The organism is Synechococcus sp. LTW-R (genome assembly GCF_014217875.1).
Lineage (GTDB): Bacteria > Cyanobacteriota > Cyanobacteriia > PCC-6307 > Cyanobiaceae > Vulcanococcus.
Genome location: NZ_CP059060.1, coordinates 965,587 through 977,676, shown reverse-complemented (window position 1 = coordinate 977,676; position 12,090 = coordinate 965,587). Strand labels below are relative to the sequence as shown.

Sequence of the window (12,090 nt, the reverse complement as noted above, 5' to 3'; positions counted from 1 at the left end):
GCTGCTCACTGGGAACTGATTTCTTGGTTTCACCAGCGTTAGAACCGTGGTGTCTCCAACAGGAGGTGTTTATGACCCGTTCGAGATCGTTTCATCGCTTTCATCGCTGGACCGCGAAGCTGAGAAGGCGCTCGCTCCGCAGTGCCTTGCCAGAACCCCATGAAGGCGAACTGCAGCCGATCCATTCCGTCTCTGAGATGCGTTGCAAGGAGTGGCAACGCGATCAACTGCAGGATCTGATCGAGAACGAAGAGCTCGAAGTCATCGTCTGACACCAGTCCGGCCCCAGGTCGATCCCGTCAATCCATCAAAAAATCCCTGGACGCGGGCCCCAATGGAGCCCGGCCAGGGATTTTTCTTGTGGGTTGGGGAGGAGTGATGCCCGAGGGCACCGCTCGATCACCAGCGGTTGTCGCCGCCGCCGCCGCCGTAGCCGCCACCGCCGCCGCCGCCGTAGCCGCCACCGCCGCCGCCGCCGTAGCCGCCACCGCCGTAGCCACCACGGCCGCCGCCGCCGCCGCCGTAGCCACCGCCACGGTTGCCGCCGCCGCCGCCGTAGCCGCCACGACCGCCGCCGCCGCCGCCTTCACGGGGGGTTGCTTTGTTGACACGGATCATGCGACCCATCCACTCGACGTTCTGCAGATCGTCGATGGCTTTCTGCTCGTCAGCGTCGTTCGCCATCTCGACGAACGCGAAACCGCGCTTGCGGCCGGTCTCACGATCGAGGGGAAGGCTGCACTTGCTCACCTCGCCGTACTGGCTGAACAGGTCGAGCAGATCCTCTTGTTCGGCTTGGAACGAGAGGTTTCCAACGTAAATGGTCATTCCTTAGACGGAACCTGAAAACTGATTCGTTGATGCTGTGGGGTTCCGTGTGGAGCCTGGAAGCTTTTGGAATCAGAGTCAGCGTACAGCGCCGACCCCCCTGAACTCAGAAAGCCTTTTAGCGAATCTCGGGGGGCTGCGCTGCAGGGCTGAATCGGCCGTCTTCGAGGTCGGTGTCTTCAGCCATGGGCGCGGTAACGGGCCTTGAAGCAAGACCGAAGGGAATCCGAAGAAAGGGCTTGATCCCCATTTATTGTCCCATTGTCAGCAAATGAACACCCGCTATCGGGAGCCCCTGATGACGGCACCAGTCCCCTGGAGTTTGGCTTGGAGCAAGAGCGGGGAGCTTGCACCCCAGGATCGCTTCGATCTGCTTCAGACCCTTGTTGCGATCGAAACCGAAGAGGTGCAGCCCGCTTTGGTCATGGCTGTCGAGAGCATGAGCGTGGCTGAGCTCACTGCTTTGTCCAGTGAATCGGTGACGGGCCTCTGCGCTTGAGGCCCGCCGGCTGGCTCAGACCAGCCTTAGATGCGAGAGATCTGAAGTTCGCGATTCAACACCTTTAGGCGCTTCAGGTTTTGGAAGACGTCGTCGGGCATGCCCTTGGGCAGGTCCACGAGGCTGTGGCTGTCGAAGATTTGAATGCGACCGATGCTGCGGCCGTTCAGACCCGACTCATTGGCAATGGCGCCCACGATGTTTCCGGGCTTGATCCGGTCGCGCCAGCCCACCTCGATGCGGAAGCGATCCATGTGATCTTCCGGAGGACCGGCTTGCTCGCGGGGTCCGCGGTTGCCTCCGCGGGGACCGCGATCGCGATCGCCAAAGCGATCGTTGCGGCGGCCATCGCGGGACTGGGGTTGTTGGCGGATCCACTTCTCATCGTCATGGACCAGCAGGGGCTGGTCGCCCACGGCCATCTGAAGGGCGGCCAGGGCCAGCTGCTCAGGGCTGACCTCACTTTCCTGGCCAACGCGCTTGATGATTTCTGAAAGCAGCGCCTGCTGTTCGCTGAGGTTGCTGGTCTCCTCGGTCTTGAGCCCGGTCACGGTTTCGCTCAGGCGCTCGCGCAGGCGATCCAGGCGGCTCTGGTTGATGCTCGCGTTGGAGGGGATCTCCATCGGATCGATGGAGCGACCAACGGCACGCTCAAGACCTGTGATGAAGCGGCGCTCGCGCGGCGTCACGAACAGGATCGCGTTGCCGGTGCGGCCAGCACGGCCGGTGCGGCCAATGCGGTGGACGTAGGCCTCGGAGTCGAAGGGGATGTCGTAGTTGATGACCAGGCTGATCCGGTCCACATCCAGGCCGCGGGCGGCGACATCGGTGGCCACCAGCACGTCCACGGTGCCGTTCTTGAGGCGCTCAATCGTGCGCTCCCGCTGGTTCTGGGCCACGTCACCGTTGAGGACCGCGACTCCATAGCCCTTGGCTTCCAAGGCTTCGGCCACGGTCACCGTGATCGCCTTGGTGCGGGCGAAGATGATCACGCCTTCTTTGGTCTCGGCCTCGAGCACGCGGCTTAGAGCCTCGAGCTTCATCGGACCATTGACCGTGATGAAGCGCTGCTGGATCCGGCTGGAATCAGACCCCTTGGTCTTGATCGTGATCTCAGCGGGGCTGTTCAGGTACTGGTGGGAGATCCGGCGGATCTCGCTGGGCATTGTTGCCGAGAAGAGCACCACCTGACGCTTCTCAGGCAGTTGGCTCAGGACCCACTCGACGTCGTCGATGAAGCCCATGCGCAGCATCTCGTCGGCTTCGTCGAGCACCAGGCTGCGCAGCCCGGAGACATCGAGGGTGCCCTGACGCATGTGGTCCATCACCCGGCCGGGGGTGCCGACCACGATCTGAACCCCGCGCTTGAGCTTGTGGATCTGATCGCGGAAGTCCGAGCCGCCGTAGAGGGCCAGGACCCGTAGGTGGGGAAGTTTGGTGGCGTAGCTCTTAAAGGAGTCGGCCACCTGGATGGCGAGCTCACGGGTGGGGGTGAGCACCAGCACCTGGGGGGTGCGTTGGGTCTCATCGAGGGCCGCCAGCATCGGCAGGGCGAAGGCCGCCGTTTTGCCGGTACCGGTCTGGGCTTGACCCACCAGGTCGCGGCCGAGCATCAGCTCAGGAATGGCAGCCGCCTGGATCGGGGAGGGCTCGCTGTAGCCGATCTCCGCGAGGGCTTCGAGGATTTCGTTGGAGAAGCCGAAGGCGGCAAACCCGTGCTTCTGACTGGGTTCTGTCTTGGTGATTTCGATGCTTTCGCTCGGTGCGCTGTCTTGGCTGCTGGCCAAATCGAGCGCGCTGAGATCCACAGAGCTGGTTGCGCTCTCGCAGGGGGTATTGGTCACGTGGTTGGTCTGGGCCTGAATCCTTCGTCGACAGGCCGGCAGACACCCGTTGAAGAAACTGCCTTGCCCTTCACAAAGGGTGAAGAATTAATTTAACACTTCACCCTTGCGTAGTCGTCCGCCAGGCGCTCGATGTCGTCCTCGCTCAGGTGTTCGCCGCGCTGCACTTCAACGATGAGCAGGTTCTCGCTTGTTGCGGCGGCTCGGTGCACGGCGCCGCAGGGCACCAGCAGGGTGGTGCCGGCCTTCGCCTGAATCGTTGATCCGTCGCATTCCAGTTGCCCGGAGCCACTCACGACCACCCAGTGCTCCAGACGGTGGCGATGGCGTTGGAGGCTGAGCCGGTGGCCGGCCTTAATGCAGAGCCGTTTGACCAGGTACCCCTCGCCGGCACCGATGGTTTCAAACCAACCCCAGGGCCGGTGAACGATGCCGGTCTCGCTCATGGGCTCAGGCTAGGGAGCGTTCTGGTTTTGTCTGCTGCTGATCCCCAGCGGGGTGAAGAGGTAGGCCTGCCGTTGGGCCCGTGTCAGGCCCGTGTAGATCAAGCGGGGATCCAACGGCCGATTCGCCGGCAGCAGGAACTGCACGGTTTTGTACTGGCTCCCTTGGGACTTGTGCACCGTTAAGGCGAAGGCCGGCTCGGCGCCATTGAGTTGAGCAGGGTGCAGGAGCCGTTGGCCGGGCATCAGGACGCGGCGTTCCGAGCCCTGTTGCACCACAACCCCGATATCGCCATTCGCCAGGCCCTGGTCGGGGCGGTTCAGGCGGTTGAGCACCGGGGTCCCTGGCGGCCAGTGCAGTGGAGCGCTCTTGGCGAGATCACCGAGGAGCGCGCGATGCACCGCCTCCACCCCCCAGGGCCCCTGACGGATCGGGCTGAGCACCACCAGCTCCTCCAGTTGGGCGAGCAGGGCTGCGCTCTGGTCGGGGTCGGGGCGTCCCTCCCGCCACACCAGTGCTTGGCAGCTGTCGCGCAGGGCCGCCGCTTGCCCTTGCACCGCCTCCAGCAAGGCAGGCGGCAGGCTGCGACTGGGGGCTTCGATCCAGGTGACGTTGTCCTTGGGCGTGAGGGGCTGGAGGCTCGGTTGCAGCTCCTGCAGCAGTTCTCCTTGGGGACCGCTCGGCCGTTGCCGCAGTGCCTCGGCCAGGGCGGCGATCGCTCCGTTATTGCGATACGTGGTGCGCAGTTCCACCGCGGCGTCCCCCAGGAGGGGGCGGCGTTCCGGCCGGCAGAGCTCCTCGAGGACCGCTCCGGTGCCCACCGGAGGCAGTTGGTTGGCATCCCCGATCAGCAGCAGTTGTGCGTCCGCCGGCAGCGCCTCGAGCAGGGCCGCCATCAGCGGTAGATCCACCATCGAGAGCTCATCGACCACCAGCAGATCCAGTTCGAGCGGATGGCGGCGGTTGCGGCCAAAGCGCAGTTCCCCCTGGGCTTCCAACAGTCGGTGCAGGGTGCTGCTGGGGAGCTGGGTGTTGTCCCGGTTGACCGCGCTCGCCAGGCGGGCTGCGGCCTTGCCGGTGGGGGCCGCCAGTTGGATGCGCAGCCCCGGCCTCTGGCGCAGGCAAGCCGCCAACATCTGCACGACTGTCGAGGTCTTGCCGGTTCCCGGGCCGCCGGTGAGCAACACCAGGCCCTGACGCAGGGCGGCGGAGACGGCCTGGCATTGCTGGGTGTCCAGGCCCGCTTTGGCGGCGGCGGCCATCGACGCTTGGTGGTCCGCCTCGCGGCAGGCCCGTTGGCGTTGGGCCCGCTCCTCGATCGCAGCCAGGCACTGCTGCAGTTGGGTCTGCCAGCGCCGCCAGCGCAGCACGAGGCCGTCCTGAACGATCGGTGCCTCCGGTGCCGTCGCGGCTTCCGCGGCGTCCACCAGCCAGCCCGCCCCATTGAGGGCGGAGAGGGCGGCGGCGGGCCAGTCCTCGGGGCTGATCCCATCCGGGGCAGGGCCCCGGCAATCCAGGCCCAATTCGCCCTCCTCCAAGGCCTGGATGAGGGCCTGCACCACGGCCGGCAACAGGGCGCTGCTCTGTTTGGGGGGCAGCAGCCGCTGCAGGCTGTCGAGGACCGCGGAAGCCAGGGCGCTCATGGTTGCCCCTCCCGCAGCAGGGCGTCGATGGCCAGCACCCGCTCCAGGCTGGGTTGATCCACCAGCACCCCCGGGGTCGGTGACGTGGGATCCGGGGTCGGTCCGGGAACGCCCCGCAGGAAGACGTAGGCGTAGCCCCCCAGGTGCTCTCTGGGGTCGTAGTCGGGCAGTCGCCAGAGCAGATAGCGATGCAGGGCCACCAGGTACAGGTGGGCCTGCAGGGGGTAATGGCTGCTCGCCATCAGGGTCTCCATCGCCGCTTCTGAGTAGTCGTTGGGTCCGCAACGGCTCACTTGGCCGAGACGATCCCGCTGGCCGAGCCAGTTGCTCTTCCAGTCCGCCACCCACCACCGCCCCTGCCAGCAGAAGAGCAGGTCAATCGATCCCGTCAGGAAGCCGCGGCTGGCCACATCCAGTCCCTGCAACGTCTTGGCGTAGGCCGGACCAAAGCGGCCGCCCGGGTGTTGGGCGAAGGCCTGGGCCAGTCCGCTGCTGCGCACCAGGCGCAGCTCCTCCCCTTCGGTTGCCAGGGGCAGATCGAAGTTCATCTCATTCAGCCAGGAGCCAGGCAGGAGGTCCCCCAAGCGGCAGCCGCCGAGAACGCCGCCAAGCGGTGTGCACATCAATTGCTCCAGGGCCTCGAAAAGACCCGCGCAGGCCTTCCCCTCCAGACCCGCGCGCTCCAGTTCTTGAGCGATGACCGCGTCGGCTTCCTCCCGTTCCCCGCGGGCTACCGCGCCGTAGTCGAGGCGCTCGAGGATTCGGTGCAGGGCGTCGCCAGGGCCGGCCCCCCGGGGGAACTGGGCCATTGGCCCCAGGTCTGGCCAAACCGCCGCCTCGCCGTTGCCGTTGCCGCTGTCTTTAAGCAGGGCCTCGTCGAACCCATCGCCCAAGGCATCGGTGTCGCGGCCCTCCTCCTGCAGCTCCGGCGGCAGGCTCACTTGGGAGTGGGCCCAGGCGGAATAGCTGGCTCGGCCCCAACTGCTGTCGAGGGAGCGCTTCGGCCGGGGTCCCAGGCTCAGCTGCCCTATGGCAGGGGCGGGCCGCCAGGGCTGGCTGATCTCGCCTCTGGCCTGGATGCGTGCGAGCGGCACGTCCTCCTCCCGCTCCTGTAGCCAGCTGCTGAGGGGGTTCCCCGCGTCGGCCAGGTCCGCTCCGGGCCAGCCGAGCACCAGCAGGTGTTGGGCACGCGTGCAGGCCACGTAGGCCAGGCGCTCCGCTTCAGCGACCTGGGCTTGCTGGTCATGTTGGGCGGCGAGCCGGCCCATGCCCCAGTGGGTCTGCAGGTGCAGGTCCAGTTGCGGTTGACCGCCCGTCGTCCAGCGGCGGCCGAGGCGCTTCGCCGCTTTGGGGGCCTTCCAGAGGTAGGGGCAGATCACCAGGGGGTACTCGAGCCCTTTGCTGCGGTGAACCGTCACCACGGCGATGGCGGCTTCGGCGGCATCGCTGCGGCAGAGATGGGCCTCGGGGCTGTCGCGGTTCTCCTCCAGGCGCAGACGCCTGAGCCAATCCGCGGCCGCCTGGGCCCCAAGGCCTTGGCGGTGCATCTGCTCCTGCACCAGCTCTGCGGCCTGCTGGAGATCGGCCAGGGCCCGGCCCCGCAGGGAGAGTCGCGCCAGCCCCGTCGTCCCCTGCAGATGCGCCAAGGCCGCCGTCAAGCCGAGTTTGGGGAGCCGTTCCGCCAGGGAACTCAACTCCGCGGCCAACTGATCCCACTGACTCGAGCTGCTGGTCTCGATCTCGGCGGCGGACCAGCCCAGCAGGGCCGAGGCCGCCAACAACTTCAGGCGTCCCAGCTGACCGGGTTGGGCGAGGGCATCAAGGAAGCGCTGCAGGGCACTGGCCCCGAGGCTTTCAAAGACATCACCGCGGCTCACCAGGCGGCTGGGGATCTGCCGGCGTTCCAGGGCGGCCCGCAGGGCTTCGGCCTGGTCGTGGCGGCTGACCAACATGCAGATGTCACCCGGGTCGATCGGCCGGCCGTCCAGCTCCAGCCCCTGGCTCAAGAGCTCCTGGCAGAGGCCCGCCACCTGGGCTTCGAGGCTTTCGCTGGGGTCGAGCTCCAGCAGCTGCAACGGCTTCGAGTCGCCGGGGAGCTTCAGGTGTCCCTTGTTGGCCTTCGCCAGCACCTCGGGCACCTCGAGTCCGCTCTGGATCAGCCCGGGCCGCATCAAGGCGTTCAGTCCCGCCACCAGGTCGCTGTTGGAGCGGCGGTTCTCGAAGAGGCCAAAGCGGCCATCGGCTTCTTCGGCCGCCTGGCGGTAGGTCTGCAGCTCCCCGCCGCGGAAGCGGTAGATCGCCTGCTTGGGATCGCCCACCATCACGAGCAGATGGCGGCCGGGTTCCGCGGCAAAGGCCCGCTTCAGGATGCGCCACTGGATCGGATCGGTGTCCTGGAACTCGTCAATCAGCGCCGCCCGGTAGCGATTCGCCACCGCCTGCAGCAGGGCCGAGGCCGCCGTCGCCTCCGGACCCGGGTCGAGTTGCTCGAGCAGTTGGCCAAAGCTGATCTCACCGCTGCGCTTGCGCCGCCGCTGCAGCTCCGCTCGGCCCCAGTGGCAGAAGTGCAGCAGCGCGCGTTCCGCGGGTCCCTCCACCAGGGCGGCGATGGCCTCCAGCAGCGGGGCCTGGGGCAGGGAGACCTGATCGCCATGGGCGGGGGCCGCGGCCTTCGTGAAGGGGCCGGGGTGAAAGTATTTCTTGAGGTCCTCCTGCTGCAGCACCGCGTCGTAGCCGGCCGGTCCCTCCAGCTGGCCGAACCAGGTCTGAACGCGGTTCACGCGATCCGGCTTGGCCTTGAGGCGATAGGGCTTGTAGTCGACCCCCAAGCTCTTGAGTTCCACGGCGGCCGCCGCGAACTCCTCCTCCAGCGCCTCACAGCGGCTTGGCCATTCGGCGCTGAACGCTGCCCAGCTCGCGCTCCAGAACGCCGGCAGTTGCTCCGCCAGGCTCACGCTGCTGCTCCATCCCTCCGGTAGGGGGGCGAGCTGCAGGGCCGGGTCGCCATCGAGGCTGCCCAGTAGGTTCACCAGCTGCTCCGGGTTGACCTGCTGGCTCTGCAGTCCCGCCACCAGATGGGGTGCCAAGGGCAGGACCTGCTGCTGCCAGTAGTCATGGACGAGCTGTTGTCTCCGCTCCCGTCCCTGGCTCTCCAAGGCCACGTCGGGGCCGAGGCCGGCTTCGAGGGCATGGCGCTGCAGGGTCCGGCGGCAGAAGCCGTGGATGGTCGTGATGTCGGCGCGATCCAGCAGCTCCAGGGCCAGTAGCAGCCGTCCCTTGATGCGTTGCACCTGCTCGGGTTCCAGGGCCGAGCGCCACAGCTGCAGCGGTTCATCGGCCTCGATGTCTTGAGCATCGAGCAGGACCAGGGCGTCCTGCAGGCGGCGGGCGATGCGGTCCCGCAATTCCGCGGCGGCGGCATCCGTGAAGGTGACCACCAGCAGCTCCTCGACCTCCAGGGGCCGAGGCCCCTCGCTGAGGAGCCGCAGCACCAGATGGGCCAGGGCGAAGGTCTTGCCGGTGCCGGCGCTCGCCTCCAGCAGGCGAATCCCCGGGGCGAGGCTGAAGGCGTTGGCATCAAAGGGGGCCAGGCTCATGCCTTGACCTCCTTACGGCGCTCCAACAAGGGCCCGTGCAGGCTCAACGCCAGGCTCTGGAGCTCGGGGGTGAGCAGGTCCCCTAGGGGGAGGTCTGAACCGAAGCAGACCCGTTGCACGGGGTCCTCGCGCTCGGCCCGCTGTTGAAAGCCCCCCTCCCAGGCGTCCTTGGCCTTGGCCCAGCCGCGCCCCTGCCCCGGTTTGCTGCTCTCCGCGCTCGCGAAGGCCCAGCCGGTTTCCGGTGGCAGGCCCCAGCAGTCCGTGCGGTGGGCGTCGCGCCAGCCCTGCAGTTGCTCCAGCAGCTCTGCGGCGAGCGCGGGTGCGGGGAGCTCGTAGCGCTCCAACACCCGGAAGCGGTGGCGATCGCGGCCCACCAGGGCGGCCCCCCGCAGGTTCAGGCCGGCGGCCGCGGCGAGCAGGCACTCCAGCCAGAGCTGCAGCCGTTGGGGCGTGCGCGGTTTCGCGGTGTGGATCAGCACCAGTTGGCCGCCTCGGCTGCTGAGCTCGGTCTCGTAGTGCTGCCAGGCCAGCGCGTGCTGCTCCGGCTCCCCGAGTAACTCCAGGCAGTCGCGCAGGCTCCCCCAGCGCTGCTCCAGTTGCGCCACCTCCAGAACACCAGCGGCCAAGGGGGGCAGTACTCCTCGGCCCCGCTCGAGTTCCCGCCAATTGGGGGCGTCCGCTTCTGGGTCCTCGACCTCCCATTCGCGGCGCAGCAGGGCCGAGCGCTCCCGCTCCCCGAGCTCCAGGGCTTCGAGGTCCAGCACCGGCTGATCGAATTCCTTGGGACGCAGCCCCAGCTCCTCCAGCCAGAGCCGTTGCGGGGCCTGGAGCCACTGCTGCAGATCGCTCCAGCTCTTGTCCAGTGTGGTCTCAGCGGCTGCGGGTGGGGCGCTGAAGGCCAGCCCCTGCTGGCTGCTCAGCTCTCCTTGCTCGAGCTGTTGGCGCACCTGCAGGAGCCGTTGGTCGCAACTCGCCGCGGGCCAGGGCGCCATCTCCAGAAAGTTGCTGCGCTCGAGGGCATTCGCGGCGTGCTCCCGCAGGGGAACGGCTCCGCTGCCGAGTTGTTGCGTCAGCAGCTCGAGCCACTGGCGCACCGGGGTCGAGGCCTCGAGAGGCTCGCCGGTGCGTTCATCGCGGCAGCTCCAACTGAGCAGCAGGTGCTGCCGCGCCGAGAGCAGCGCCTCCAGCAGGACATAGCGGTCCTGATCGCCGCTGTTGGGATCGCCCAGCTCGCGGCGTTGCTCCATCAGGTGGAAGCCCGGCCGCTGGCGTTGGCGCGGGAAGACCCCGGCGTCCAGTCCCATCAGCACCACCACCCGGTGGGGGATCGCTCGCATCGGCTCCAGGGCACTGATGGTCAGGGCTCCCGAGCGGTGACCAAAGCGGCCGCTGCCCTCGCTGAGCCGCTCTGTCAGGACATCCGCCACCACCGGTGCCGCCAGCTTGAGGGGACTCTCGCCGGCCACCGCCTGCCAGTCCGCCAGCGCGGCATGGATCGTCTGCAGCTCCCAGTCCCAGCTGCCGCCGTCGCCAAAGAGCAGCGGTAGTTGCTCCCGCAGGCCCTGCACCCACTCCGGCACGCGGCGGGGTTGGGCGAACCACTGCAAGCTGCTGAGCAGTTGCCGCAGCAGGGCGATCCAACGGCCCTGCTGCTCGAGGCTGCCGGCCAGGGCCAGCGGAGCGGTCTCGCCTGGGGCCAGGCCAGGGATGTCGGGGAGCACCAGCCCGAGTACGAGGCGATCGATCGCCCAACGCAGGCTGTGGCTGGGGTCGCCGCCGCGGTCGCGTCCATCGAGCCCCCAGCGGAAGCCCGCCCGTTGCAGGAGGGCCGTGAGCTCGCCGGACTCACTGGCGTCGAGCTGCTGGGCCGCCAGCAGGGGACTGCAATTGAGCACGCCCTCCAGGGCGGTCGCCGTGAGCCGTTCTCCGCCGAGTTGCAGCAGGGCCAACAGGCCCTGGGCGATGCCCGCCTCGCTCTGTTGGCTGCGGTCCGTCAGACGCCAGGGCAGCCGCACTCCGGTGGCCTCCGTGTCGCCAAAGACGGCCGCCACCAGGGGCGCGAAGGCCTCCACCTGGGGCGTCATCACGAGGATGTCCCGCGGCTCCAGGCTGGGGTCCGCCGCCAGCAGCTGGAGGATCTGATCACGCACCACCTGCAGTTGGCGCAGCCGCCCCGGGCAGGCGTGGAACTCCAGGGAGCGATCCCGCGGCTCCCGCGTCAGGGGCTGCTCCGCCTCGGGTTCGCCGCAGACCAGTTGCTCCTGCAGTTGCTCCAGCAGGGAGGGCTCCCGGCCGTCGTGGCGGGCGGCCGTCGCAGGGGCAAAAAACAGATCCCCCTCCTGCCACTGGCCCAGTTGGCTCTCGCCGGTGCCTTCGAGCAACTGCTGAAATTCCGCCCCGAGCCGGCCAAAGCGAGCCTCGAGGCCGGGCACGCTCAGCAGCCAGTCAGCGGCCAGGGGATCGCTCAGGGCGGCCGGGCTGCTGCGCTGCCAGAGATCGCGGCAGGGGGTGAGCATGTAGAGCTCCACGTCCCGCACCGCCGAGAGGGTCTGCAGCAGTTCGACCTGAACGGGAGCCAGGCTGCTCAGGCCAAACAGACGGAGCGGTTGCGCGCTGGAGAGTTCCGGCCTCCAGCCGCCCTGGAGCCTGTGGATGAGCTCCCGCGCCCGCACGCCAAAGGGCAGGCTCCCGAGACGGTCTACCAGGCGCCGCAGCAGTTCCGGCTGCCACTGCAACCCCTCCGGCAGGGTCTGGGGCTTGTCGCTGAGCCAGGCCTCCAGCAGGGCCGGCCGGTAGAGCCCGTAGTCATCGATGGCATCGGCGATTGCCCGGGCCAGTTGCCAGAGGGCTGGATCTAGGGTCTCCAGACCGGAGGAGCGAACCGCGAGCCATTGGCGAAGGGGCTGCGCCGTTGGACTCTGTAAGAGCTCCGGCAGCAGCTCCAGCAGGGGCCAAACCAGGTTTTGGGCCCGCCAGGGATCGGGACCGGTGCTCTCCTCGCCGAGCCAGCTGTTCACCAGCTGCCGCAGCAGGCTGCTCGGGAAGGGGAAGCGCAGGTTCGCGGCGATGCCGGCCGGATTGGCCAGGGCCAGTTGCTCCCCGAGCCAGCGGCTCGTCGGCCAGGTGTTCACCACCACCTGGGCCTCCTCGAGTAGTCCCGGCGGATGCAATTGCAGGTTCGTGGCCAGGACGCGAGCCAGCAGCTCAGCGCGGTTGCTGCGATAAACCGTGAGCAA

8 protein-coding genes are annotated in these 12,090 nt (G+C 67.9%); 2 read left to right on the top strand and 6 right to left on the bottom strand.

The window, feature by feature from the left end; genetic code table 11:
- The first annotated feature begins 146 nt into the window (after positions 1 to 146).
- Positions 147 to 272, top strand: a complete 126-nt coding sequence (locus H0O22_RS13335; protein WP_255439502.1) for a hypothetical protein — start codon at positions 147 to 149, stop codon at positions 270 to 272.
- 127 nt (positions 273 to 399) lie between these two features.
- Here H0O22_RS13335 and H0O22_RS05595 read toward each other — a convergent pair whose 3' ends face one another.
- Positions 400 to 828: an RNA-binding protein gene (locus H0O22_RS05595; protein ID WP_185187984.1), complete on the bottom strand. Its 429-nt coding sequence runs from the start codon at positions 826 to 828 to the stop codon at positions 400 to 402.
- 271 nt (positions 829 to 1,099) lie between these two features.
- On the opposite strand from H0O22_RS05595, the gene H0O22_RS05590 reads away from it, so the two are divergent.
- A complete protein-coding gene (locus tag H0O22_RS05590; RefSeq protein WP_185187983.1) occupies positions 1,100 to 1,327 on the top strand; it encodes a hypothetical protein in 228 nt (75 codons plus the stop codon).
- 26 nt (positions 1,328 to 1,353) lie between these two features.
- Here the strand turns inward: H0O22_RS05590 and H0O22_RS05585 are convergent, their stop codons facing one another.
- The 5 genes from H0O22_RS05585 to H0O22_RS05565 form a co-directional block, all read right to left on the bottom strand.
- Positions 1,354 to 3,171, bottom strand: a complete 1,818-nt coding sequence (locus H0O22_RS05585; RefSeq protein ID WP_185187982.1) for a DEAD/DEAH box helicase — start codon at positions 3,169 to 3,171, stop codon at positions 1,354 to 1,356.
- Positions 3,172 to 3,263: 92 nt separating this feature from the next.
- Positions 3,264 to 3,617 carry a phosphomannose isomerase type II C-terminal cupin domain gene (locus tag H0O22_RS05580; protein WP_185187981.1) on the bottom strand — a complete coding sequence of 118 codons (354 nt, stop codon included), beginning with the start codon at positions 3,615 to 3,617 and terminating at the stop codon, positions 3,264 to 3,266.
- Between the two features lie 9 nt (positions 3,618 to 3,626).
- Entirely contained in the window at positions 3,627 to 5,258 is a 1,632-nt protein-coding gene (locus H0O22_RS05575) for an ATP-dependent RecD-like DNA helicase (RefSeq protein ID WP_185187980.1), read from the bottom strand.
- Positions 5,255 to 8,854 carry a UvrD-helicase domain-containing protein gene (locus H0O22_RS13390; protein ID WP_185187979.1) on the bottom strand — a complete coding sequence of 1,200 codons (3,600 nt, stop codon included), beginning with the start codon at positions 8,852 to 8,854 and terminating at the stop codon, positions 5,255 to 5,257. Before H0O22_RS13390 ends, H0O22_RS05575 begins: the two co-directional genes overlap by 4 nt.
- Positions 8,851 to 12,090 (bottom strand): exodeoxyribonuclease V subunit gamma, encoded by a 3,240-nt coding sequence (locus tag H0O22_RS05565; RefSeq protein WP_185187978.1) that lies wholly within the window; start codon positions 12,088 to 12,090, stop codon positions 8,851 to 8,853. Before H0O22_RS05565 ends, H0O22_RS13390 begins: the two co-directional genes overlap by 4 nt.

What these genes read in the sequence shown, in the direction of transcription:
- H0O22_RS05580 (WP_185187981.1), bottom strand. Translation starts at nt 3,617, where the DNA reads ATGAGCGAGACCGGCATCGTTCACCGGCCCTGGGGTTGGTTTGAAACC.
- H0O22_RS05590 (WP_185187983.1), top strand. Translation starts at nt 1,100, where the DNA reads ATGAACACCCGCTATCGGGAGCCCCTGATGACGGCACCAGTCCCCTGG.
- H0O22_RS05595 (WP_185187984.1), bottom strand. Translation starts at nt 828, where the DNA reads ATGACCATTTACGTTGGAAACCTCTCGTTCCAAGCCGAACAAGAGGAT.
- H0O22_RS05575 (WP_185187980.1), bottom strand. Translation starts at nt 5,258, where the DNA reads ATGAGCGCCCTGGCTTCCGCGGTCCTCGACAGCCTGCAGCGGCTGCTG.
- H0O22_RS13390 (WP_185187979.1), bottom strand. Translation starts at nt 8,854, where the DNA reads ATGAGCCTGGCCCCCTTTGATGCCAACGCCTTCAGCCTCGCCCCGGGG.